The following is a 25,342-nucleotide window of genomic DNA, read 5'->3' as shown; positions in this document are numbered from 1 at the left end:
TTTACCGGGAGGAAAAGTGCAGACTTACGGGTCCAGTGGGCCGCCCGCCCATCCCGCCGACTGCGTCGAGCCGGTCAGCTTGGCCACCACCTCGCCCTGAACGATCAACCGTTCGCGGCTAGCGGTGACCAGGCGACCCGCCTGAGGGGCGTACAAGACGTGCTCGCTGGAGGGTTCCCCAGGACGCGCCACGATTCGCGCAAAGCGCTCGCCGGCCTCGAGATACGCACCGAGTTCGCGCTCGTACACCACAATACCCGCCGACGGTGCCAGCACGGTTTCCATATGTGCGATCGGCACCATCTCGCCACGCCAGTCGACGCGCTCCACACGCTTGTCCACGACGCCGCGCCCGCACAGAAACGCATACAGCCCTTGCGCGTCGCGTTCGGCCAACTCGTCGGAAACGTCGCCCTGGCCACGCAGTTCGAGGGTCGCGACCAGGCGTCCCGCCGTCTCCTCTCTCCGCACCCAGTGCGATACAACGGCGCCTTCGAACGCGCTGTCTTCGTCGTCATCCCAGACAATCGCCAGATCCGGAGTGAGCGCATCGACCAGATCGCCTGCAACTGGCCAGAAACGTCGGTGCACGTACACGTAAGGCAGCGCTTCCGCGTCGGTATGAAGGTCGAGCACAATCTGCGCGTCGAGTGCGAGATTGAGAAGCGCTTTCTGCCAGACCCCGACGGCCGTCGACGGCTCTGTCGCTGCCGACTCGGTGAAATGGCGATTGAAATTGCGATTGGTCGCTTCGTGAAAGCGGCCGACCAAACGTCCTTGACAGAACTGCGTCAAACCGAGCGGGTTCGCTTGAGGCACGACTGTCACGGTGCCGCGCAGAAGTCCGGCGTCCTGGGCGTCGCGAAGCATCGGCAGCAGCTTGTGTAGCACCAGCATGCCCGCAATCTCGTCGGCATGAACGCCAGCCTGCAAATGGACACGTGGACCGTCACCATCGCCCGTGAGGCGATACGCGCGAACCACGACAGGTTGTCCCGCGTCATTCATGACAGTGATGGAAACATCCTCGATCATCCAGACCTCCTGTGCAAAAATTGGACGGCCGCCGCGCAGCGGCAGCCGTACGCTTCGTCATATTGATTTGAAAAGGCGCCAGTGCGGCGCAGCGCTCACCGACTAGCGCCTCGGCTGCGAGTCGTGCGTCAAGCCCGGGCAGCGCGGAGCCGGTCAAGCGCGTCGACAAATGCGGTAATTCGTTCGCACGCCTCTGCGAGCCGCGCCTCATCGACCACGAAGCCCAGCCTGACATAGCCCGCGGCGGTATCGCCGAACGCGCTCGCGTCGAGCAAGGACACCCCTTGCAAGCGGAATAGCTGCCACGTGAAATCGACGGCCTCAAGGCCTGTTCCCGATACGTCGATCATCATGAACATGCCGGCCTCGGGGAGGAGACAGCGCAACCGCGGCACCGTGCTCAGACGTGCATACACAAGATCACGCCGGCGCCGGTAAATCTCGCGCATCTCGCCGACGATCTGCTCCGAATGCTCCAGTGCCGTCAAGGCGGCTTGCTGAATAAAGCCGGGTAGGCCATAGAGCATGCACAACGCGAGTCGCTCCAGATGACCGATAAGCTCCGGCGGTCCAGCCACCCAGCCCATGCGCCAGCCGGGCATTGCATGAGATTTCGACAGGCTGCCGAGCGTCACGGTGCGCGCCGCCATCTCAGAAAGCGACGCAATACTCAGGTGTTCCCGCTCGAAAGTGAGGTCCCCGTAAACCTCGTCGGACAACACCCATAAATCGTGTTGGCGAGCGAGCAAAGCAATCCGCTCCAGATCCGCGCGCGGCATCACCACGCCCGTCGGATTGCAGGGCGTCGCAAAGAAAATCGCTTTGGTGCGCGGCGTGATCGCGGCCTCAAGGGCGTCGCCATCCAGATGAAATCCGTTTGCCAGATTGACCGGCACGGGAATCAGCGTCGCACCGGCAGCGCGCACGCTGGCCTCATATGTCAGGTACATCGGATCGGGCACGATCACTTCGTCACCGGCTTCCAGCAAGCACTGCGAAACCGCAAAAAGACCGTTTTGCGCGCCCGCGACGACGATCACATGATCGGCCGTGACAGCGAGCCCGGTTGCTCGCGCGTGGTTGCGCGCGATGGCTTCGCGCAGCACAGTGCGTCCCGCCACTTCGCTATAGTGCGTATCGCCCGAGCGCAACGCCTGCACCGCGCTTTCCACAATCACTTCTGGTGTTGCGAAGTCAGGATCACCGACGCTCAGCACAATGACATTTTCGCCATTCGCGCGTGCCTGCTGCGCCGCATAGTGGATGTCCCAGGCGGATGTGCGCTTGCCTTGCAAGCCCTCCATCCGGTTAGCGTACTTCATGAAAATCCTCCTTGCGCAACGCGAGTCTCGTTGGGTCAATCAACTGGTTTCAGTGCGGCCAGATGTCGATCGGAAAATACTTCTTCTCGATCTGCTGGTACTTGCCGGAATCGTGAAGCTGGGTGAGCGCGGCATCGATCCGCTGCTTGAGCGCCGTATCCGACTTGCGAATACCCGCGCCCACACCGTAGCCATAAATCGCGGGATCCATCTTCACGCTACCCGGCCCCTTCAGTTCGAACTCCGATCCATCCTTCGTCTTCAGGAAGGAAAGCACGCCGAGTTCATCCAGGTACATGGCATCGATCCGGCCCGCAACAAGATCCTCGTTGCAATCGTCCTGTGTGTCGTAGAGTCGCACGGTGGCGTTCTTTCCATAAGCGCTTCTGATGAATTCCGAATTGCCCGTGGAGCCCTGCACGCCGATCACCTTTCCGCCAAGCCCTGCAGGCGTGTAGGCCAATTTTGCATCCTTGCGACCAACGAAAGTGCCCGGCGTCTCGTAGTACGGGCGTGAAAACGCAATGATCTTCTCGCGCTCGGGCAAAATTCGCATCGAGTTGAAAATCACGTCGATCTTGTTGCTCTGCAGCGCAGCAATGATCCCGTCCCACGCCACTTCCTTGATCTCGCAACTGGCTTTCATCTGTTCGCAGAGCGCGTGGATCAGGTCCGGTTCGAAGCCCAGCCACTGCCCGGTTGGCGTCTTTGTGAGGAACGGTGGATACGGCTCCGCGGCCACGCCAAAGCGCAGGGTGTCGTCTGCCGCGCTCGCCCTGCCGGTGAAAGCGGCCATGAAGAACACGCAAGACAGGATAAGCGTGATCGCGCGAAATAGCGGTTTCATCGTGTACCTCCGAGTGCCGAACATAGGTCGAATCCGACCACCCACTGCACGACCTGGCAAGGCCGTGGCCACCTTGTCTCACGGCGCGGCGCCTGCCGCGCGCCGGCTCGAATCAACTGTATGCAAGTATAAGTTTTGTTGAAAATTTGTTCAATAAGGAAAACGCCAGGCACACCGCAACGCATGGTTTGGCACGGAGAAATTTTGCATGCACAGAACGCCACCCCTTTCAATTGAACAACTGTCCGGTAGTCGCATATAATCGATCGGGTAAAGACTCCGAAGGCCTAAGGATGAAATCGACCATCAGCAATGAAGCCGCCGAACCGCGTCGGCGTGGCGTTCGCGAAACGCCCGCCGTGCGCCAGCAATCGATCATCGACGCGGCGATGCGCTGCATAGCGCGCTACAGTTACTCCGAAACCACGATCGACCGCATTTGCGCCGAAGCCAAGGTGTCGCGCGGTCTGATCAACCATCATTTCCAGTCGAAAGACGAGTTGATGGCGCAGACCTACAAGCGGCTCGCTTCAGATCTCCGGGCCATTTCGCAAGCGGCTTCCGAAAAAGCCAACGGTCCGGAAGAGAAGCTGAATGCCACCGTGCGGGTGTGCTTCATCCCTCCCGTGTTCACGCCCAAGAACGTCAAGGTGTGGCTCGGCTTCTGGAGCGTCGCGCATAGCGATCCGGTCATCCGCAAGACTCACAAGGAGATGTACGGCAACTACCGGAAGCTGCTGGAAAACCTGTTCGATGAGATCAGTAAGCTGCGTGGCGTCCCGATCAACAGCCCGCTAGCGGCATTGACGCTCACCGCCGTGATGGACGGATTCTGGCTGGAACTCGCTCGCGATCCGACCTCCTTCAAGCCGGAGGACGCGCTCGAAGGCTGCATGCTCGTGATCGACAGTTTCGTGCCGCCATCGGCTAGCCGCAAGCGCGCGTGAAAGCGCGGAAACGGCTGCCGCCAGGTCGGGCGCCAGCCGCTTCCGCGTGATCTGGCGCATCCCTACAGATCGAGCACCAGCCGCGCGGTTTTCGCACGCGACACGCACACTAGGATGGTTTTCTGGGCCGATTTTTCGTCGTCGCTCAGATACTGGTCGCAATGCTCAGCTTCGCCCTCCACGATGCGCGTCTCACAGGTTCCGCACACGCCTTCACGACACAGGCAATCAATCTGCACCGAGCTTTGACTCTCAATGGCCTGCAGAATACTGACATTGTCGTCGACAGAAATCTCCTGCCCCGTCTTTGCCAGAACAACCGTAAAGGCACCGCTCTTGCCGCGGGTCGCGCCGAACTGTTCGCGGTGAACCTGCCGCGGCGGTAAGCCGCGCTTGTGTGCGGCGTCCACCACCGCGTCGATCATCGCGACAGGACCGCACACGTAGATATGCGCATCGTCTTCGATCGACGCAAGCAGCGCATTCACATCAAGCGATTGTCCCAGGCTGTCGGCATATAGATGCACGTGCTCCCGGTGCGGACCGCTCAACAGTTCCTCCGCGAATGCAGCGTGCTCCGGACTGCGATGCCCGTAGTGGAGCGTATAGTCGGCTCCCCATGCCTGCAGTTCGTGGAGCTGCGAGAGGAACGGGGTAATACCAATGCCACCGGCAATCAGCACGTGACGGGGTGCCGCCTGCTCAAGCGCGAAAAGGTTGTGCGGGACCGAAATATCCAGTGTGCTTCCCACTTCGACCCGCTCGTGCATGAACGCGGATCCTCCCTTCGAGCGCTCTTCGAGCCGCACGCCGATTTCATAACTCGCCGTGTCTTCAGGCGAGCTCATCAGAGAATACGCGTTGCGGTAGACGGCAGCGCCATCGCGCATCTGAACGATCACGTGACTGCCGCCCGTGAAGCGCGGCAATGGCCGGCCGTCCATGGCTGCCAGCTTGAAACGCTTAACCAGTGGCGTTACGCGTTGAACTTCGACTACCTTGACCGCGATCATTTCGAGTTGTTTCATCTTCCCCTCCACAACATCCTGCGTACCGCCCTGCGTCGCCGTTCCTGCGTTGCGCTTCAGACGCCGCCGATGACCAGGTATTTCATTTCCAGATAATCGTCGAGCCCGTACTTCGATCCTTCTCTCCCGATTCCCGATTGCTTCACGCCGCCGAACGGCGCCATTTCGCTCGACAGCATCGTGGTGTTAATACCGACCATGCCGTATTCGAGTTGCTCCGCCACCCGCCAGACACGGCTGATATCGCGGCTGTAGAAGTACGCGGCCAGCCCGTAAATGGTGTCATTCGCCATGCCTACGACATCCTCGTCGTCGGTAAAGCGCACGATAGGCGCGACCGGACCGAAGATTTCGTCGTCGAGAATAGCCATGCCTCGTGTGACTCCGCTCAACACGGTCGGTTCGAAGAAGTTGTCGCCGAGCGGGTGCGAGCCGCCGCCGGCCAGCACCACGGCGCCCTTGGCTACCGCGTCGTCGACATGGCCGCGAACCTTTTCGACCGCCCGGCGGTTGATCAGGGGACCGACCTGTGAGGCATCGTCGAACCCGTGGCCCACCGTCAATTCCCGCACCTTGCGGGCAAAGCGCGCCGCAAATTCGTCGTGAACCTTCGCATGCACATAAAGACGGTTGACGCTGATGCAGGTTTGCCCCGCGTTGCGATATTTCGCGGCAAGCGCACCTTCTACGGCAGCGTCGAGGTCAGCGTCGTCGAACACGATGCACGGCGCGTTGCCGCCCAATTCGAGCGACACTTTCTTCACGGTCTGCGCACACTGCTCCATCAACAGCCGGCCAACCCGCGTCGAACCGGTGAAGGTGAGCTTGCGCACGCTCGGGTGGCCGGTCAGTTCCGTGCCGATGGCCGACGGATCGCCGGTCACCACGTTCAGCACACCGGCAGGCACACCGGCGCGCATCGCGAGATCCGCCAGCGCCAGTGCGGTAAACGGCGTCTCGTTGGCCGGCTTGACGACGAGCGTGCAGCCAGCGGCCAGCGCGGGGCCCGCCTTGCGGGTAATCATCGCAGCGGGAAAGTTCCACGGCGTAATGGCCGCGCAAACGCCAACCGGCTCCTTCACGACGAAACTGCGCTGCCCCGTCGAGGTATTGGCGATGACATCGCCGCCGACCCGTTTCGTTTCTTCCCCAAACCACTCGATAAACGACGCGGCGTACTCGATCTCGCCGCGCGCTTCCTTCAACGGCTTGCCCTGCTCGAGCGTCATGATTCGCGCCAGATCATCTACATTGGCGAGGATCAGTTGCGCCCAGCGCAGCAGCACTTCGCTGCGCGCCTTCGCGGTCCGGCCGCGCCAGGCGGGCAAAGCAGCCTCTGCGGCGACCACCGCTTCAACCGCCTGTGCGCCGCTCATATCCGGCACCACACCAATCGTCGCGCCCGTTGCCGGGTTATCAACCGCGATCGTGGCGCCTCCGTGCGCATCAACCCACGTGCCGCCGATCAGACATTGCTGCCTGAACAACGTCGTGTCGCTGAGAACTGATTTCATCGTTCAAATCCACTTGCTTCGTTTCGGCCGCCTGCGCGGAGATCGCGTCAGGAGGCTGAGTGCACCTTGCCGACGAGCTGATGAAAATGCGCAATGCCATGCTCGCTGATGCCGCTGCGCTGACGGTCCACCATGATCCGTCCTTGCCCGCGATAACCCCGCGATTTGAGGCCTTTCTGCACGCTCTCGACCAGACGCAGGTCCTCTTGCGAGAACACGTCCCGATACCAGTCGATCAGCTTCTTCTGCGCATCGGTCAGTTCGGTATTGAGGAAGTAGACGTCGTAGTACTGCAGCGTGACGTCCGCGCTGACCGGGAACTCATAGAGCGCGGTCATGAAGTCGTCGCCCGGCGGCACGTTGAACATCGAACACGGCCACGCCCAGAAACCGCTGAACGCGCGGTTGCTCGTTGCATCATTGAAGCTGTAGCCCTTTTCGGAGGACTTCGCGTGTCCGAATTGCAGCGTCCAGTTACCGTGCAGCGTATGGCCGTAGGTGTCCATGCGCACCGAGTCGGAAAAACCGGGGTGGGCGGGTGCGCAGTGATAGCACTCCATGTAGTTGTCCACCACGGCCTTCCAGTTGGCGTTCACGCTGGTCACGAAACGCGCGCCGAGACGCAGATCCTCGACATTCGGGCATGCGGTGCGCAACTGCGCGGCGAGGCCTGGCAACTGGCTTTCGACGGACTCGGCGTTCGGGTTCATGTTGATGAAGACGAAGCCGCCATACTCTTCGACCTTGAGCGGCGAAAGTTCGAACTTGTCATTCTGGAAGTTCACGACTTCGATGCAGTTCCGCGCGAAAGCCAACTGTCCGTTGAGTTTGAAGGTCCACGCGTGATACGGGCAGGTGATGACGTTCTTCGACTTGCCGCTACCGCTCAGCAACTGATGGCCGCGATGCGGACAGACGTTGTAAAACGCCCGCAAGACCTGATCGTTCCCGCGCACGATCGCGATACTCTCGCCGATCACCTCGCGGGTAATAAACGAGTTCGGCTCCGCGAGCTCGCTGCAATGCGAAACGCATATCCACGAATTGGCGAAGACGCGCTCCTTTTCGACTTCGAAAACGTCCTGCCTTGTGTAAAACTCTGCCGGGATCGTGAAGGCTTCATCAGGGTTCCCGCAAAAATCCGCGGGAAGAGTTGGAGTCGTCATCTCGTTGCTCCTCTACGTATGAACCAGTATCAGACTGGAGAAACCATCATAGCTCTCCAGCCCTCTATATTGAATGAATGTTCAACCTGAAATAAGTATATGTCTGGCTGAAAATTTGTTCAACCAGATCTTATCTCGACCTAGGGATTCTCCGACTGCGCGATCGCGTGATCCGAGGCAAGCGCCGACGGTTCTTCGCGGCGGGCCGCCGCGGCAACCACTCCGTCATCCATCAAGGCACCAATGTCCGCCGGGTCCATGCCAAGGACGCCACGCAGGACCTCGAAGGTGTGCTCGCCGAGCAATGGGGGCGCCGACTTATATTCGACCGGTGTGGCGGACAGGCGCATCGGATTAGCGACCACCGGCACCGAACCCGCGTCCGGATGCGGGATATAGCGCACCGCCTGCCGATGCACGGCCTGTTCGCAATTGAATGCCTGCTCGATGTCGTTGATCGGTCCGCTCGGCACGCCAGCGCCCCGCAGCTTTTCGATCCAGCTATCGCGCGAGCTGGTTTGAATGACTTCCGCCAGACGGGGCAACATATCGGCGCGGTTGATGCTGCGGCCGGTGTTCGTCGCAAAGCGGGGATCGTCGGCGAGTTCGCGCACGCCGAGCGCCGAGCATAGCGAGCGGAACTGCGAATCGTTGCCCACGGCGACAATCAGATGTCCATCGCTGGCGGCGAAGGTCTGATACGGCACGACGTTCGGATGCGCGTTGCCGAAGCGACGGGGTGAAACGCCGCTGGTCAGGTAGTTCATCGACTGGTTGGCCAGCATCGCGAGCTCGCAGTCCAGCAAGGCGATATCCAGATGCTGACCGAGGCCGCTGCGTCCGCGCTCGATCAAGGCGGCCAGAATGGCAGACGTGGCGTACATCCCGGTCATCAGGTCAGCCACCGCCACGCCCACTTTTTGCGGGCCACCGCCGGGCAAACCATCCGCCTCACCCGTGATGCTCATCAGGCCGCCCAACCCCTGAATCATGAAGTCGTAACCGGGCAGGCTGGAAAATGGGCCTGTCTGACCGAAACCCGTCACCGAGCAATAGATCAGACGCGGATTCAACTCCCGAAGACTTTCGTAATCCAATCCATATTGCTTCAGGCCACCCACCTTGAAGTTCTCGACCAGCACATCGGACTGCGCAGCAAACTGGCGGATCAACTCGGCACCTGCCGTCGAGCCGATATCAATGGCCACGGAGCGCTTGTTCCGGTTCGCGCAGAGATAATAGGCGCTCTCAGTCGTATCCTCGCCTCTCTCGTCGCGCAGAAACGGCGGCCCCCATGCGCGCGATTCGTCGCCGGAATTGGGCCGTTCGATCTTGATCACATCGGCGCCGAGATCCGCGAGATTCTGCGTGCACCATGGCCCCGCGAGTACGCGCGTCAGATCCAGTATGCGCACGCCATCAAGCACGTTCTTTCGTTCTTTGCCCAGCAAATTTCACCTCGACTTTCGTAACTTCGGTTGCCGGCATCGCACCACCCCAATTCACCGGACCGTCCGGCCTGCGCAACGCTGCGCACAGGCCTTCATTATTGAATGGTCGTTTAACCTGTTATTGAGACGGATGAAGCCAGACCCAAGGCTGGCTTCGCGACTTCGCCCAGTTGTCCCGCGTGCCGCCTGTTTAGCGCGCCGAGCGAACCGGCACACGCCGTTCGAGATAAGCAAAGCCCCGTTCGATGAAAAACGCGAGCACCGCATAGATCAACGCGACGGCCAGCAGCGGCTCATAAGTCCGCAGCGTTTGCGCGCGGATGTAGTTCGCTGCACCCAGCACGTCCATGACCGCCACGGTCGAAGCCAGCGCCGTCGACTTCAGCAGCATCACGGTTTCTCCGGCCAGCGTGGGCAGCAGGATCTGAATCGCCCGCGGCAGCCATACGCGCCTCACCACCATCGACGGCCGCATGCCCATGGCCCGCGCCGCTTCGATCTCGCCTTTCGGCACCCCGCGCAAACCCGCGCGCATAACTTCGCCGACATAAGCACCCACGCTGATCGCGAGCGCGAACGCCACATACCAGAAGCCGTCACGCAGGTAGGGCCACAAGAAACTCTCGCGCACCGACGGCCATTGCGCAAAGAGCGAGCCGAATCCGTAGTAGATCACGTAGATCTGCACCAGCAGCGGTGTGCCGCGAATGAGCTCGGTAAAGCCGAGGCTGACCCGGGCGAGCAAGGGATTGTGGGAAATCCTCGCAAACGCGACCGTCACGGCCAGCGCGAAGCCGAACACGCCGGAAATCACCAGCAGTTTGAGGGTGACGATGATGCCCGTCACTAACTGCGGCATGTATGACAAAAAATCACTCAGTTCCATGTCTATCGCCTGACGAAAAATGAATACGGCCAATCAGGAATTCGGCATCCACCGGCCGAAGCGCCGTTCGATCCGGCGAAACAACAGATTGGAGAGCTTCGTGATGGCGAAGTAGATCGCTGCGACGATCAGGTAGTAGTGCAGATACTCGCGCGTCGAACTCGCTGCCTGCTTGGCGGTGGACAGCAATTCGGTGTAACCGACCACGCTGATCAGCGCGCTCTCCTTGATAAGGATGAGCCACAGGTTGGAGAGGCCGGCCAGCGCGTACGGCGCCATCGCTGGCAGGACCACGCGCTGGAACACGAGGCGCGGCGAGCTGCCGAACGCCCGCGCGGCCTCGATCTGCCCATACGGAATCGCCAGAATCGCGCCGCGAATGATTTCCGCCGCGTACGCGCCTTGCACCACCCCCAACACGACGACAGCCGTCGCGAAACCGTTGACGTTGACCGGACCGATGCCGATCGCGATCATCACAAGATTGACCGCGTCCGTACCCGCATAAAACAGCAGCAGAATCAGCAGCAATTCCGGCACGGCGCGGCACAACGTCGTATAGGCCTGCGCGATCGCCACCAGGACACGCACGCCGGACAGCTTGGCGCCCGCGCCCAGCATGCCCAGCACGATGCCCGACACGAACGCCCCGAACGAAATTTCTAGCGTCACGATGGCGCCCTGTAGCAGCGCGACGCCCCATCCGTCACGATCCAGCCCCAGGTAGGCGACCCAATCCCACGTATTCATATTGTCTCCCGCTGTTTCCTCGACACCGCGAGTCAGCGCGGCCAGATGTCGATCGAGAAATACTTCTTTTCGATCTGCGTGTACTTGCCCGACGCGTGCAACTGGTTAATCGCATCATCGATCCGCTGCTTGAGCGCCGTGTCCGACTTGCGGATGCCCGCGCCGACGCCATCGCCGTAGACCGCCGGGTCGGCCTTGACCGTGCCCGGTCCCTTCAACTCAAATGCAGCGCCGTCCTTCGTCTTCAGAAAATCGAGGATACCCAACTCTTCGAGGTACATCACGTCGATGCGGCCCGCGACCAGATCCGAATTGCAGTCGTCTTGTGTATCGTAGATGCGCACGGTGGCGGTCTTGCCATACGATCGCTTGATGAACTCAGCGTCGCCCGTGGAGCCCTCCACGCCGATTATCTTGCCCTTCAGACCGTCCGGCGAGTAGGTCAGCTTCACCCCCTTCGGTCCCACGAAAGTACTCTCCGTTTCATAGTACGGGCGCGAAAAAGCAATCACCTTCTGCCGTTCCGGCGAAATCGTCATCGAGTTGAAAATCAGATCGATCTTGTTGCTCTGCAAGGCGGCGATGATGCCGTCCCATGCCACTTCCTTGATCTCGCATTTGGCTTTCATCTGCTCACAGAGCGCACGGATCAGGTCCGGCTCGAAGCCCTGCCACTGTCCGCTCGGTGTCTTCGTGAGGAACGGTGGATACGGCTCCGCTGCCACGCCAAAGCGCAGTGTTTCATCTGCCGCGCTGGCGGGCGTCACAGCAACCAACGTCGCGGCGGCGCAGGCCGCAACCACCGCCAGTCTCAAGAAAATCCCTTTCACTTTAACGCTCCTGTTCATCTGATACGAATTAGGCGGGTCGGCGCAACAAGGCGCCCGTCGCCATGCGCTAATGCGACGCGCTATGGACGAAATTCAATGACGCTCTTTGTGTGCCATGACGAACTGCCGGCACCGCTCACTGCGCGGTGCGCTGAATATCTCCTGCGGCGACCCGCTCTCTTCAACGCGCCCCTGGTGCAGAAACATGACCTTGCTTGACACGTCGCGCGCAAAGTCCATTTCGTGCGTCACCAGGATCATTGTGCGTCCTTCGCGCGCCAGGTCACGAATCACCTTCAGCACTTCGCCGACTCGCTCGGGGTCGAGCGCCGAGGTCGGCTCGTCGAACAGCATGACCTTCGGGCGCATCGCCAGCGCGCGCGCAATCGCCACGCGCTGCTGCTGGCCACCGGATAGAAAAGCCGGGTACACATCGCGTTTATCGGCGAGACCGACCCGTTCAAGCAGTTGTTCGGCGTGCGCGACGGCATCGGCACGCGACTCACGCAGCACATGAATAGGCGATTCGATGACGTTCTCGAGCACCGTGCGGTGCGCCCAGAGATTAAAGCTCTGGAACACCATGCCCAACTGGCTGCGAATCCGTTCGACCTGACGCGGGTCCTTCGAAATGGTCCGGCCTTTCCGGTCCACACCAAGGCGAATTTCCTCGCCGGCCACTTCGATCTTGCCGGAAGTCGGCATCTCCAGCAGGTTGATGCAACGCAGCAGCGTGCTCTTGCCCGAACCGCTTGCACCGATGAGCGAAATTACTTCGCCCTCGCGGGCGCTCAGCGAGACGCCCTTGAGTACTTCCAGATCGCCAAAGCGCTTGTGCAGGTTCTCGACTCGCACCCGCTCGTCGACGTTCGTCTCAACGTTCTCTATTGCGGCTAACATGTTATCTCCTCCAGAGTCGCGTTTACACCCATAGGCGACTCACTATTGAATGGCCGGCCAACCTGTATCTGTCTATGCTGAGTATATGATCCGTTGAAAAATGGTTCAACAGATTTCAAAATCACGCAGCAAAGAAACGATCCTGTTGCGCCGTTGAATAAGCTGGTTGTATGGGTCGGCCCGCGACGGGCACAGGCCCCAGGCACTCCACCTTTCAACCAGCCTGCGATCGTCGATCCAGTCCGCGCTCAGAGACGCACGATACCCATGCCGTCCACCGCCTCGATCTGGATCTCGCTGCCAAACGCCGCAGACGCATTCTGGATGTCGTTCAGAATCTTCGTGGCGAGATCCGCTTGGGCCAGACGCGGCACACCGCTCTTCGTCAAGCCCATGCCATAGCCGAGATCGAGTGGATGAAGGCGTAGCTCGACGATTCGTCCTCCCTCGAAATGGCTGGTCACCAGGACCCCTTCGAATGGCAGACTGCTCGCGAATGACTGGGCGTTCATGAGATTCGCCAGATCCGCATCGGTGATCGTGTCCGGCTGTTCGAACGCCGAGCGCACCAGCGCCTGATTCTTCCGATAAAGCTCCTCAGGAAGCGGCTGCTGAATATCGCTCCAGAAAAAATTGGACAGTCCATAGCAAATCGGCCTGCCGCGATATATCTCGATCGGTCCGAGATGATGGATCCCCGTCACCATGAAAATATCGGCGCCCGCATCAATGCATTCGTGCGCCAACTCGCGCAGGAATTTGCCCGGCAATTGCGGATAGGAATCGTTCATCGCTTCATGCGCGTGAACGGCGACGACGAGCGCGTCCGCGTGCTGCTTACCGAGGCGAACGTTCTGCAAGATCTGCCTGAGATCGTCAGCATCGGGTTCGTAGCGATATTGAAAGCTGGCGCCACTTTCGAACTCCTGTTCGAACAGCGGCACGGTTTGCCCGGCATCATCCTTTCCTTGCCGACCGTGAATCTGATCGTGCATGTCCTGCAACGAACGAAACGCGTCCGGCGGCACCACCGTGATCTTGCGAAGTTGCAGCGCGCTGAGCCCGGGGCGGCCAGGGCACGCGCCGTACGGAGCGAGCGCGTCGGTGGTGGGGCGAAAGGTCGTTGCAAAGGAAACCATGCCGACACGACCTTTGGCGGTTTCGGCGTAAGCAGCGGTGCGCGCCTGGCCCTGATGCTCGCCCACTCCGGCAAAGGCGATGGCGGCCTGTTTAAGCCTCGCGCCGGTTTCCCGCATGCCTTCGAGACCCCAGTCCAGCACATGGTTATTGGCGCGCGCCACCAGCCGGATTCCCATCGCCGCAAGATCCGCGGCGACGGAAGGCTCGCTCGCCAGCGGCCAGTCGCCGTCCCACGAATAAGGCGCGCCGCTAAAACCATCCATATCGACGATCGTCGTCTCAAGGTTGCCGCACGCGAGATCCGCGCCCGTCAGTAAGTCGACGACCGTGGAAAAACCCAGATCGTGCTGCGCCAGTTGCGAGAGTGGCCGGGAAATGATGCAGTCGCCGACGCAGGCCAGGGTAAAGCCGTCGCGCAAGCCAACCAGCGATTCGTTCTCAAGGGGGCGGATGGGATTGGAATAGGCGTTGCGCATGCGAATCTGATTGAAGTCCAATTATTTGTCATACATACGCGGCGACAGCCCGCGGATCAGGGCGTCAACAGACCGCTCGTCGAAAACAGCAGCGGCGGCACGGCCGGGCCCACGTCCACGACCGCGGTCAAAACGCTGCGGTCCGAACGCTGCTTGCCGGTAAACGTCACCCCATCGTCATGACTTTCCAGCGTCACGCCGTCGAGCCCCACGGCAATAATGTGCTTGCCGGCGACCTCGATGATGTCCGTGAGCGAACTCTTGAAGGGTGTTTGCGCTACTTGCCAGCTGTCGCCGTCGTCGGCGCTGCGGTAGATCGTTCCGCGCAGACCGCCCACGAGCAGAACCCCATCCTGAAGCGAGATACCGGTCCAGAACGAGCCGGCGTAACCGGTCTCCGCGTAAGTCCAGTTCTTGCCGCCATCCGTCGAGCGCATCACGCGGCCCTGCTCGCACGCAACGAACAGATTGCCCTTCGGGTCGGCGAAGATTGCATACAGGTTACGGTCGGCCTTCTTCTGGCCTGCCGGCGGCGGCACTTGCACGGTTGACCATGTCGCGCCGCCATCGGTCGTGTGGAGCATCAGCGACCACAGTCCGACCGCCCAGCCCTCGTTGGCATCCTTGAAGTACACCGAGAAGATCGGCTGATCGACACTCGTATCGCTGCGCTGAAGCTTCCAGGTCTCGCCACCATCCTCGGTCCGCACGATCACACCGCCATGACCGACTGCCCAGCCCGTATGCTGATCGATAAACGACACCGCTGTCAGCGTCGAGTCGACCGGCACTGAACGCGCCTGCCGGAAGGTCTTGCCGTCGTCGTCGGAGAGAAGGACGATGCCGTGGTCGCCGACTGCGACGATGCGCTTGCCCGCATGCGTCACTCCGAGGATTTGCGAAGACATCGCAGCTTCAACGCGTTCAGCGGGCTGGAGCCGCAATTGCGGTTTCACGTCCGACGCTTGGCCCGCCTCCGGCGCGAGTGTGCCCGCTGCCATCAAGAGGGCCAGCACGAGGCCCTTCATGCTTTCATTCATCTTTTTCACCTTCTTCTCTCCTGCTCAACCAATTCGGTAAACCTGCTGCGCCGGTGGCAACCGCCGTACCTCCTCGCCACGCGAGGAAGCCAGGCGGCCGACGGTCAAACAACCATCCGCACGCACCACCGGCAAGACCTTGTACCGCACGTAAGCCGCCGCCTTCGGCTAGTGACCGAACGCGCCCGGAGCACGCGCCGGACGGCGCCGCGGGAACAGGCGCTCCAGCAGCACGGCAAGGGCCGGTAGCGCGGTCATCGCCATCACGAGATTGACAATGAACATGAATGCCAGCAGTTTGCCCATGTCGGCCTGGAACTTGAGCGAAGAGAAGCTCCATGTCGCCACACCGATCGCCAGCGTGACCGCGGTAAAGATCGTCGCCATGCCGACTTCGAGAATCGAGTGTTCGAGCGCCCGCGCAATCGGCTGACCCGCGGCCAGGTGCTCCTGCAACCGGCTATAGATATAGAACGCGTAGTCCACGCCGATACCCACCGCGAGCACCATCACCGGCAGCGTTGCGACGGTCAGTCCAATGTCGAACGCCTTCATGAACCAGTAGCCAATGAACGTGCCGACCGTCAAAGGCAAACAGCAGGCCACGACCGCCCGCAGATCGCGGTACACGAGAAACACCAGAATCGCGATCGCTGCGTACACATACAGCATCATCGGCAATTCGCTCTTTGCGACCTCGTCGTTGATCGCCGCGAGCACCCCTGCGTTACCCGCCGCCAGCCTGACATTCAGGCCTGCTACCTGATGCGTTTCGCGGAAATGCTTGACTGCGTCGATCACCCCATTGATGGTGGTGGCCTTGTGGTCGGCCAGGTAGAGGTGGACCGCCGTCATGCTGCAATCCACGTTCAGATAGCCCCGTACCCGGCCGATTTCTGTCGACAGGCCCGCGTAGTTGCCCGGGTCGATCGGCACCACATTCATCTTGGGATTGCCCTCGTTGTAGCCTTCGTTGTAGCTGCGCAGCATGTCGGGATACGAGCTGATCGAGACGACACCCGGGACCTTGCGCAGCGCATAGACGAGGTTATCGTCATAGGCGCCCACCGCGGGGTTCTCGCAGGACTGCGGCGGCGCTTCTACCACCACCGAGAGCCAGTCGAGGCCAATGTCGTAACTGTCGGCGATCGACACAGCGTCGCGATTGAAACGCGCTTCAGGACGCAGTTCCGGCGCGCCGGGTTGCAGCGTGCCCACGACGCGGTCGCGGCTCTGCCACACCGCTGTGCCGAACACGCCCGCCACCAGCACCAGCACGATCGTCGCGTTGCGTGGCTCCGCCACGCGCGCCAACGTGCGCAGCCAGCGCGCACGGCGCTCGCGATTGACCATCGCCTTGTCCGCATAGGCCTTGGTGAAGTTCAGGCATGAGGCGGCCACCGGCAACATCACCAGGTTCGTCACGATCTTGTAGCCCACGCCGAGCGACGCCGTGATAGCCAGTTCGCGAATCATCGGGATCGGGATCATCAGCAGCGTGATGAACGAAACGAGCGCCGTGATGAGCGCCAGCGTGCCGGGAATCAGCAGCCCCGTAAAGCTATGACGGGCAGCGTCGAGCGAGGTTTTGCCGTGCGACAGCTCGCGTGTGATGAAATTGATCTGCTGAACGCCGTGTGACACGCCGATCGCGAAAACGAGGAACGGCACCAGCACACCCAGCGGGTCAAGACCGTAGCCGAGCAAACGCAGCGTACCGAACTGCCAGACCAGCGAGGTCAACGAGCAGACGATCGGCAGGATCGTGAAGCGGATCGAGCGGCAATACCAGTAAACCGCGAGTGCGGTCAGCAGCAGTGCAATCAAGCAGAAGACCAGAACCGACTTCGCGCCGTCGGCGATGTCGCCGATCTGCTTCGCGAAACCGATAATCTGGACGTCGTAGCCGGCGTCCTCGAAAGGCTTGCGGATCTTGTCCTCAAGCAGATGGTTGTACTGCACGTAATCGATTTTCTTGCCGTCCGCACTGAGTTCGCCGATTTCGGCGGTAATCATTGCGCCCTTCTGATCGTGGGACACGAGCGAACCGATGAAATCGCCTTCCACCGTCGAACGCCGGATCTGCGCGATCGAGTCAGGCGTGAGGTTGTTCGGCGTGACGGTGCCCGGGATGATCGGCTGCGAACGGAAGCCTTCCTCGGTAATTTCGTTGACGAAGCTGTTCGGTGTCCAAAGAGACTGCACGCCCAGGCGATCGACATTCGGCAAATAGGCGACAGCCTGCGTCACCTGATAGAGCCGGGCAAGCCCTTCCTTGGTCCAGATTGTGCCCTGCTTGGCCCTGACCACCACGGTAAGCCGGTTCGCACCGAACAGGTCCGATCGATATTTCTGGAACGTCTGCACGTACTCGTGCCCGATCGGAATCTGCTTCTCGAAACCGGCGTCCATGCGCAACTGCGCCGCGAAGAACGCCATTACCGCCGTGAGCCCGACAAACGTACTCAACACCAGCAGCCGGTGTGAGAATAGCCAATGCTCTAGCTTGCGAATCAATCTGTTTAACACGTGCGCTCCTCATTGCAATACGGCGCCCTGGACGCGAAGTCCAGGAGCGATGACATCGTCAGAAATTACGGGTTACAAACACGCCAACGAAATTGCGGTCGGCATACGGTTGAGAAACCGAGTTTCCGCCGAAGAACGCAGTGAAGTTGATCCCCGCCTGCCACACCTGCGGGTTCTGGTTGAACAACAGATAGACGTTGACCGATTTCGCGCCTTGCTCATAGGCAGCCGAGAAGTTCGGCAAGTAGCCGTACACAGAATCATAGAACGTGACGCCGGGCGTGACCTGCCAGCCGGGAATCAGCGTGCCGTCGTAAGTCCAGTTGAAGTCGACCGTCGCGCCCACCGAGGTCGAGGTACCTTGCCCAGCGGCAATCGGATAACCCAGACCCGAGTTGTTGTTCAACCACGCGCCGTAGCCCGCGTCGGTCATCTGGTAGACGGTCTGGCCGTTCACCGTGCGGAAATACATTGCATTCGGGCTGATACCAGGGTACTTCACCACGGTCAGTTCCGCGGTGAACGTCGCCTCGTCGGCCTTGATGAGCCTCAACATCGGGTAGGTCGTCTGCGTGAGATTCAACTGCGCGTTCACGTCGAACTGGATCTTCTTCGCGTCCATCCACGCCTGGCAATCCACGCTACTTGCGTAGTTGGTATTCGCATCCGGCGGGCCGCCCGGCAGATAGCACGCGGACAACGAAACAGCATCACGCGGCCGGTACGAGAGTTCGGCCCCGATTGCCCAGTCGCCCAGCGAAAAATTCGTACTGGCGCCGAACAACTGACGATTCTGCAGATAGGAGAATTGCGACGTGCCATTCGCGAGATACGACAACACCGGCGACTTATCCGTGTAGTTTTCGTAATAGAACGCAAAATTGATGTCGGCGCCCGGCGGCTTGTAGCCTAAACGCAGGCCATATTGAGGCTTGTCGCTCGGCAGCACCGTCTGGTAGGCAGAACCCGTCGCGTTCGTGGGTGCCCCGGCGTAGGCGCCGTTCAACAAGTTCGTGTTGACGCCATTGTAGATACCGGCATTCTTGCTGTTGGCACCGGCAATCGTGCCGGCGTCGAGACCGGAGACGTTGAAGTTATTCGAGTTCAGGGAGGCGGGAACAGAGCCGCGTCCGAACAGGTCCGAGGCCGACCAGAACGTGCCGACCGGCGGGTACTCGTTGCTGTTCCACTGAGCCTGAAGGTAGGCTTCGGTCGAAAAGCCGGCGGGCAAGCTGCTGGCGAAACTGATCATCGGTGCCGGCAACAGCGCCTGCTTGAGTTGCGTTCCCGGTATCAGCAGTTTCTGGATATCGAGCGAGTTGGTGGCATTGATGCCGCCCGCCGCGAAGTAGCTTTCACCCCAGTTGATCACCTGGTTACCGACCCGAACGTGGGCGCGCTGATCGCCGATGTTGAAATCCTTTTCCAGCCACAGGTCGAGCAGTTCGGTATCTCGCACGACCTGTTCCTGCGCGTTGCTGGTAAGCGGCGTGCGATCCGTGCCGTTGGCCGCGAAGTCATACATCGCGGTGCCGCGCACGAGGAACTTCCAGCCCTCGTTAGGCATCGTCAGCAGCAGTTCGCTGGTAATGCTCAGATACCCGGTGAACAGCTGCCCCTTGTGATAATTGAGGTTGCCGTCGTCGCCGTTGGACCATTGGGCCGTATTGGCGGCAGCGCCGCAATTGTTCGCGTTCGGATCGCCAGTCAAGGAACAACTGGGACTTTTGGTACGGATACCCGCACCGCCTGTCAGGTTAGATACCCACGATCCGCTCAGGTCTCCAAGCCCGGTATCGAACGTATAAGCGTTGGCAGAGCCGTACGAAATCATTCCACAGGCGGCCGCACCACACAATCGAATCAATTTCTTGTTCATGTTAAAAGCGTCCCTGAATTCCATACAATTAGTTTTCCTAATGTTATGGAATGGATGATCACAATTTCATGCTTCCCGTTAGCGTGTCTTCTGCTAGATCGCTTCCGATCCTCTTTCACGCGGGGCGCGAGGACCGGGAGCGTCTGCGAATTTTTATCGATCGCTGATGGCGCTAAGATTTTCGCCTGTAAAGAAGCTGTCTTTCAGGCGTGAGTCGGTCGAACCCGGCGGGAAGAACTTGATATCCTTGCCGGTTCCAATAACTGTCTCGTCGAGGATGTAGCGGCCGCTGATCAGGTCGTTATAGACGGCGGAAACCGGCACGCACGAACCGAGGTCCCACTCTGGCGCAATGTAGTTCTCTTTCGCTTTCCAGATCTTGCCCTGCGCGTCGTAGTCGTCACCGACCGCGATCATCCAGCTATCCTCGTCGACGTACAGCGTTTTCTTCGGCGTCGAGTGGCGCATGCCCGCCTTTACCGTGCCCTCGATTTCCCATACGCGGTGCAATTCATAGCGCCGCACGGACGGATTGACAAAATTCGTATCCGTCACGTCGGCGAGCTTTGCGTCGAACTTCTGCATGCCGAGCGTATCGTAGGGGATGTAGACCTCCTTCTTGCCAATCAGCTTCCAGTCGAAGCGGTCCGGGTTGCCAAAGAAGACGAACGAGATATCGGCCGGGTACTGGTTCTCGTAGCCGATCAGCGGCGCATCGTACGAGTAAGCAGGAAGGCGCCGAACGCGGCGCTGGCCAGTGAAATAGTAGTAGGTATCGCTAGGCTCGCCGAAGTAATAGCGCTGAATCGTGCCTTGCCCAGCGAGCGCCGCAGGTTCTGTGTAGAGGTAGTACACGCCGCTTTGCATGCCGCCGTCGTCCTGCGGCGTGTGCTGACCGGTCTTGCCCCACGGATAGTAGGTCAACTGGCTGTAACGCGTAATGATCGGATTGCTTGAGCCGGGACGTGGAGACACATAGGTATAGCCTGATTCATACTCGCTTGCCGCGCCCTGATATCCGACCAGCCAGTTCCACATGACCTGGATTCCGGTTTCCGGGATCGGGAACGGCACACCCGGCAGCGTGGCATTCTGGAGCGACCAGCCGTTCGACGCAATCGAGGCCTTCAGCATCCCGTCCTTCGTATTCTGCGCGACGGCTTCGGGCAGACCACACTCGCGATGGCTCGGGTAGACCGGCATGGTGTAACCCTTGACCTGCTTGAGCATCTGGATCTGGCCAGGCGTCAACTTGTCGGCATATTTATCGACGTTGGACGCATCGATAATGAAGAGAGGTTTCTCCGACTTGTATTGCCAATAATCGGCGCGAACCTTGCCGAACGACCAACCTGGCAACGGCTTGCTGACACCGGAGAACTCCGGAATGGTGCCGTCCTTGTTACCGGCTTTCACGGCGCCCGCAGGCGTCAGGTCGTGGCCGAGGCGTGCCACGTCAGCAGGACCGACGGGCCATGCGCTTGTCGAAAGCAAGCCCAGAGTCACAAGGGCGGCGACCGCCTTGTTGAATTTCAAGTCAACCTTCACGACTATGCTCCTTGATAAACGCGCGACAAATAGTTCGAATAACGTGCTGAAGAACTGCAGATGAGCTGGAACAATTCCGGCAATGTCCCGGAATCCGGATCGGTCAACGCTAGATGAACCGGCCAGGAAAAATGATGGAATGTGAAACTGCGCTTCTTGCTTCCGTTGAAAGCGATGCGGACAATTCAATACGAACCGTCGCCACGCTTTCGCTAATTTGTCGCGTGCGCTTGCGACAAGCGGACCTGCTTTGCTTTGACGCCGACACGAACCGAGCCGGATTGCGCCCCGCCGGGTTGTGCTCCCGGCGCTCCGCTGTAGTGAACATGCTCCCTCCTCCGACACCTTGTCCTGCATGTGCCCGGTCCACTATTGAATGGCCGGCCAACCTGTATTTGATGGTTCCGAGTATAGAACCCGTTGAAAAAACGTTCAACAAAATTTCAAAAAAGCGCGAGTTCTTTCTGGGAGTCTTCCGTCGTCAGCAGCTCGATCAGCCACGGCCCGCCTTGCTGGCGGGCTTGGCTCAGGATTTTCCCTAACGGTGTGCCATCTTCCACACGCTTCGCGTTCCAGCCGTACGCGCGCGCAACGGCGACGAAATCGGGCGTATGCAAATCGACGCCGATTGGCTTCACATCACGGCTAAGCATGGCGTTTTTGATCTCGCCATAGCCGCTGTTGTTGAGCAGCAGCACGATCACCTGTGCACCATGCTGGACCGAGGTGCCCAGCTCGGCGAGCGTGAACTGGAAACCACCATCGCCCGCGAGGCAGACGACTTGCCGCCCGCTGCCGAGACTCGCGCCAATCGCAGCCGGAAGGCCGTAACCCAGGGCCCCAAACCCAACCGAGGCGTTGAACCAGGTCCGCGGCCGCGGCGCCGCGTAGCCCAGGTTGCCGGAGTACACCATTCGCGTGGAGTCGCCGACGATGGACGCCTCGGGAAACACCTGCCGAACTTCTTCGAGCAAAGAAAGATCACGCCGCGAGGCCGCATCCAGCTCACGGTGCCCTTCGTCCCTGCACTGCGCCGCCCGCCGTGTTCCGTGACTCTCCGCTCTGGTTGCGCCAGCGCTGCCCGTCAAGCCCGTGCGGCGCATCGCGACGAGCGTTTCCCTTGCATCGCCTAACAACGGCACTACAGGAACAGCATTGCGGAACAGTTGCTGGGCATCCACGTCGAGCCGCACAAGCGGAGCCGTCATTTCGAAGCTACCGTTGGCGTAGAGATCGTAGTCCGTCGGTCCCAGTTCGGTGCCGAGTGCAATGATCAGATCGCTGGCCCGCATCATGTCGCGTACCGCCTTGCTTGACGCGGACCATGAGATCGCCAGCGCATGCCCAGGCGGCAGAATGCCGCGACCGTTGATCGTCATCACCACCGGTGCATCGAGCGCTTCGGCCAGCCATCGGACTTCTTCGGCCGCACCGAGCGCGCCGCCACCCGCGAAGATCATGGGCGCACGCGCAGCGCCTGCCAGCGCACGCGCGCGGTCGATGGCCTGCTCCGCGGCAGGACCGGTCGTCGCTCTGGGCGGTGGGCTTACCGGCGCCGGCAAATTACCGGCAGGCGCCGTAATGACGTCCAGTGGTAGTTCAATATGTACAGGACGCGGGCGACCGCTCGAAAACACGCTAAACGCTCTCGCGATAACCTGCGGCAACTCTTCCGCGCGCGTAACGGTATGACTAAACTCGGACACACTGCTCGCGAACAAACGTTGATCGGGCAGCTCGTGCAGATGACCGTTGCCGGAGCCGAGATGGCCTAGCGCGTTGACGCTCGAAATGACGAGCATGGGAATCGAATCGGCGTAGGCCTGCGCCATTGCCGTTGCCATGTTGGTGACGCCCGGCCCCGTAATCACGAAGCACACGCCTGGGCGTCCCGTGGCACGAGCATATCCGTCGGCCATAAATCCGAGCGCCTGTTCGTGACGCGCCGTCACGTGGCGCACCGAACTGTCCACCAGCCCTCGGTACAGGTCGACCGTGTGCACGCCCGGAATGCCGAATACGGTATCCACGCCGTAGGACGCAAGAAGTTCGACGAGATACATCCCTACTGTTTTCATACGATCCGTTCTCTGATATCTAAAGTTGTTTGCACGTCGCAGGCGCGGATGCAGGTAATCGCCGCGTTCACGATGCGAGGCCCGGCAGGAGTTCGCGGATGCCCTGCGCGACCATCTGAAACGCAATCGCCGTCAACACGATGCCCGACAGACGCTCGACAAGCTTCATACCCACCTCGCCGAGCCGTTTGCACCATGACGCCGAATATCGATAGGTCAGACTGATAACCCCGGCATGCAGAATGCACACCGCGCTGATCAGGCACAAATCGCCAGGCGAATGAAAGCGCGTGGCCGTCGTAATGACGAGCGAAACGACAGCGCTGCCGATCGAGAGCGGAAATATCAGGGGCACGGCGACGAACTCGCGCCAGCGCTCATGCTCGAGCCTCGCGGTGAGGCCGCGCCGCTCGCCCTTGCCGCCTTGCATCATCGGTATCGACCATAGGCAGAGGACCACCCCGCCGGTGAGGGTCAGTGCGCCCAGCGTCAGCCCAAGCATGCGCAACAGGAACTGGCCGCTCCACACGGCGCCGACCAGCAACACGGAGATCCACAGCAGCATGCGCATCGCGATGCGCCGTTGCGTCGCGTCAGGGAAATGTCCGGTGACGGCCGCATACATCGGCACCGCGACCGGCGGGCAATACAGCGTCAGCAGCCCCGCGACGAGGAGGGGGATATCGGTTGAAGTCATCGTCATCGTGTCACTCCGCTTTCATCAACGGCTGCCGAGCCCTCTCAACGCTCGACTTCGCTATAGCATTCGCGGGACGCCGTGGGTCGTGCGATCAACTGAGCTCGGCGGCCAGCTCTGGCGTCACCGTGAACAGATCGCCCACCAGACCGTAATCGGCAACGCTGAAAATCGGCGCTTCGGGGTCCTTGTTGATCGCGACGATGACCTTCGAGTCCTTCATCCCGGCCAGATGCTGGATGGCACCCGAGATACCGACTGCCACGTACAGTTGCGGCGCGACGATCTTGCCGGTTTGCCCAACCTGATAGTCGTTCGGTACGAAACCCGCGTCGACGGCCGCGCGCGATGCGCCCAGCGCTGCGTTCAGCTTGTCGGCCAGCGGTTCCAGAACCTTCGTGTAGTTCTCGCCGCTGCCCAGACCGCGGCCGCCCGAGACGATGATCTTCGCCGACGTCAGTTCCGGACGGTCCAGCTTCGTCACTTCACGGCTCACGAACTGCGAGAGACCCGTGTCGGCTGCGGCTTCGATCTTCTCGATCGCTGCGCTGCCGCCAACTGCTACAACCGGGTCGAAGCCAGTGGCGCGGACCGTGATGACCTTGACCGGGTCTGAGGATTGCACTGTGGCAATGGCATTGCCCGCGTAGATCGGGCGCTCGAACGTGTCGGCACCGTCTACCGCTGTGATATCGCTGATCTGCGCAACATCGAGTTTGGCGGCGATACGCGGGGCGATATTCTTGCCGTAGGCCGTGGCCGGCACGAGGATATGCGTGTAGCTCTTCGCCGGGTCTTGAACAATCGCCAGCACCGTCGCTTCGACGTTTTCTGCCAGACCCGCTTCGAGTTGCGGCGCGTCGGCCAGCAGCACCTTGGCGACACCGGCAATCTTCGCTGCCGCACCTGCCGCGTCTTGCGCGTTGTGACCCGCCACCAGCACATGAACGTCGTGTGCGGCGAGCGTTGCGATGAGCGCCGCCGCTGCGACCGCGTTCAATGTCGCGGCCTTGATCGACGCGTTATCGTGTTCTGCAATTACCAGATTCGTCATTTCGTCCGTCTCCTTACAGCACCTTGGCTTCGGTCTTCAGCTTCTCGACCAGCGTCTTCACATCCGGCACCTTCACACCGGCGGAGCGCTTCGGCGGCTCGACAACCTTCAGCGTCTTCAGGCGCGGCGTCACATCAACGCCGAGGTCTTCCGGCTTGATGACTTCCAACGGCTTCTTCTTCGCCTTCATGATGTTCGGCAGCGTCACGTAGCGCGGCTCGTTCA

Annotated in this window: 20 protein-coding genes and 1 pseudogene; 1 reads left to right on the top strand and 20 read right to left on the bottom strand. The window is 60.6% G+C overall.

Annotated features, from left to right (window positions below):
- Nucleotides 1–24: 24 nt before the first annotated feature.
- From PQQ96_RS25040 to PQQ96_RS25030, 3 genes are all read right to left on the bottom strand, one after another.
- A complete protein-coding gene (locus PQQ96_RS25040) occupies nt 25–1,035 on the bottom strand; it encodes a M14 family metallopeptidase (RefSeq protein ID WP_408297660.1) in 1,011 nt (336 codons plus the stop codon).
- 128 nt (nt 1,036–1,163) lie between these two features.
- Nucleotides 1,164–2,357: a pyridoxal phosphate-dependent aminotransferase gene (locus PQQ96_RS25035; protein ID WP_408297658.1), complete on the bottom strand. Its 1,194-nt coding sequence runs from the start codon at nt 2,355–2,357 to the stop codon at nt 1,164–1,166.
- A gap of 49 nt (nt 2,358–2,406) precedes the next feature.
- On the bottom strand, nt 2,407–3,204 hold the full coding sequence (locus tag PQQ96_RS25030; protein WP_408297656.1) for a transporter substrate-binding domain-containing protein: 798 nt from the start codon (nt 3,202–3,204) through the stop codon (nt 2,407–2,409).
- Between the two features lie 293 nt (nt 3,205–3,497).
- Here PQQ96_RS25030 and PQQ96_RS25025 point away from each other — a divergent pair, with 293 nt between their 5' ends.
- On the top strand, nt 3,498–4,151 hold the full coding sequence (locus tag PQQ96_RS25025; RefSeq protein ID WP_408297654.1) for a TetR family transcriptional regulator C-terminal domain-containing protein: 654 nt from the start codon (nt 3,498–3,500) through the stop codon (nt 4,149–4,151).
- A 62-nt stretch (nt 4,152–4,213) separates the two neighbouring features.
- Here PQQ96_RS25025 and PQQ96_RS25020 read toward each other — a convergent pair whose 3' ends face one another.
- The 17 genes and pseudogenes from PQQ96_RS25020 to PQQ96_RS24940 form a co-directional block, all read right to left on the bottom strand.
- A complete protein-coding gene (locus PQQ96_RS25020; RefSeq protein WP_408297652.1) occupies nt 4,214–5,179 on the bottom strand; it encodes a PDR/VanB family oxidoreductase in 966 nt (321 codons plus the stop codon).
- A 56-nt stretch (nt 5,180–5,235) separates the two neighbouring features.
- Nucleotides 5,236–6,693 carry an NAD-dependent succinate-semialdehyde dehydrogenase gene (locus tag PQQ96_RS25015; RefSeq protein WP_408297650.1) on the bottom strand — a complete coding sequence of 486 codons (1,458 nt, stop codon included), beginning with the start codon at nt 6,691–6,693 and terminating at the stop codon, nt 5,236–5,238.
- Between the two features lie 47 nt (nt 6,694–6,740).
- On the bottom strand, nt 6,741–7,859 hold the full coding sequence (locus PQQ96_RS25010; protein ID WP_408297648.1) for an aromatic ring-hydroxylating oxygenase subunit alpha: 1,119 nt from the start codon (nt 7,857–7,859) through the stop codon (nt 6,741–6,743).
- A 140-nt stretch (nt 7,860–7,999) separates the two neighbouring features.
- Nucleotides 8,000–9,286 (bottom strand): CaiB/BaiF CoA transferase family protein, encoded by a 1,287-nt coding sequence (locus PQQ96_RS25005; RefSeq protein ID WP_408297646.1) that lies wholly within the window; start codon nt 9,284–9,286, stop codon nt 8,000–8,002.
- A gap of 214 nt (nt 9,287–9,500) precedes the next feature.
- The gene (locus PQQ96_RS25000) at nt 9,501–10,196 is read right to left on the bottom strand and encodes an ABC transporter permease (protein WP_408297644.1); all 696 of its coding nucleotides are present in this window, start codon (nt 10,194–10,196) and stop codon (nt 9,501–9,503) included.
- 33 nt (nt 10,197–10,229) lie between these two features.
- On the bottom strand, nt 10,230–10,946 hold the full coding sequence (locus PQQ96_RS24995) for an ABC transporter permease (RefSeq protein ID WP_408297643.1): 717 nt from the start codon (nt 10,944–10,946) through the stop codon (nt 10,230–10,232).
- Nucleotides 10,947–10,978: 32 nt separating this feature from the next.
- Nucleotides 10,979–11,776: a transporter substrate-binding domain-containing protein gene (locus PQQ96_RS24990; RefSeq protein WP_408297641.1), complete on the bottom strand. Its 798-nt coding sequence runs from the start codon at nt 11,774–11,776 to the stop codon at nt 10,979–10,981.
- 93 nt (nt 11,777–11,869) lie between these two features.
- Nucleotides 11,870–12,676, bottom strand: a complete 807-nt coding sequence (locus PQQ96_RS24985) for an ABC transporter ATP-binding protein (protein ID WP_408297639.1) — start codon at nt 12,674–12,676, stop codon at nt 11,870–11,872.
- Between the two features lie 248 nt (nt 12,677–12,924).
- Nucleotides 12,925–14,292: a CapA family protein gene (locus PQQ96_RS24980; protein ID WP_408297638.1), complete on the bottom strand. Its 1,368-nt coding sequence runs from the start codon at nt 14,290–14,292 to the stop codon at nt 12,925–12,927.
- A gap of 56 nt (nt 14,293–14,348) precedes the next feature.
- Nucleotides 14,349–15,332: a YCF48-related protein gene (locus tag PQQ96_RS24975; protein WP_408297715.1), complete on the bottom strand. Its 984-nt coding sequence runs from the start codon at nt 15,330–15,332 to the stop codon at nt 14,349–14,351.
- A 168-nt stretch (nt 15,333–15,500) separates the two neighbouring features.
- Nucleotides 15,501–17,861 carry an efflux RND transporter permease subunit gene (locus PQQ96_RS24970; RefSeq protein WP_408297636.1) on the bottom strand — a complete coding sequence of 787 codons (2,361 nt, stop codon included), beginning with the start codon at nt 17,859–17,861 and terminating at the stop codon, nt 15,501–15,503.
- A gap of 58 nt (nt 17,862–17,919) precedes the next feature.
- The gene (locus PQQ96_RS24965) at nt 17,920–19,740 is read right to left on the bottom strand and encodes a DUF1302 domain-containing protein (RefSeq protein ID WP_408297634.1); all 1,821 of its coding nucleotides are present in this window, start codon (nt 19,738–19,740) and stop codon (nt 17,920–17,922) included.
- A gap of 153 nt (nt 19,741–19,893) precedes the next feature.
- Nucleotides 19,894–21,288 (bottom strand): DUF1329 domain-containing protein, encoded by a 1,395-nt coding sequence (locus PQQ96_RS24960; RefSeq protein ID WP_408297632.1) that lies wholly within the window; start codon nt 21,286–21,288, stop codon nt 19,894–19,896.
- 443 nt (nt 21,289–21,731) lie between these two features.
- Nucleotides 21,732–23,366: a 5-guanidino-2-oxopentanoate decarboxylase gene (locus tag PQQ96_RS24955; protein ID WP_408297630.1), complete on the bottom strand. Its 1,635-nt coding sequence runs from the start codon at nt 23,364–23,366 to the stop codon at nt 21,732–21,734.
- A 67-nt stretch (nt 23,367–23,433) separates the two neighbouring features.
- Nucleotides 23,434–24,069, bottom strand: a complete 636-nt coding sequence (locus PQQ96_RS24950) for a MarC family protein (protein WP_408297628.1) — start codon at nt 24,067–24,069, stop codon at nt 23,434–23,436.
- A gap of 88 nt (nt 24,070–24,157) precedes the next feature.
- The gene (locus PQQ96_RS24945) at nt 24,158–25,117 is read right to left on the bottom strand and encodes an electron transfer flavoprotein subunit alpha/FixB family protein (RefSeq protein ID WP_408297626.1); all 960 of its coding nucleotides are present in this window, start codon (nt 25,115–25,117) and stop codon (nt 24,158–24,160) included.
- 13 nt (nt 25,118–25,130) lie between these two features.
- Nucleotides 25,131–25,342: pseudogene (locus PQQ96_RS24940) on the bottom strand (electron transfer flavoprotein subunit beta/FixA family protein); the annotation flags it as partial.

The organism is Paraburkholderia sediminicola, assembly GCF_046027825.1.
Classification (GTDB): Bacteria; Pseudomonadota; Gammaproteobacteria; order Burkholderiales; family Burkholderiaceae; genus Paraburkholderia; species Paraburkholderia sediminicola_D.
The sequence above is the reverse complement of the archived record's forward strand: the minus strand, read 5'-3'. Positions and strand labels throughout refer to the sequence as shown.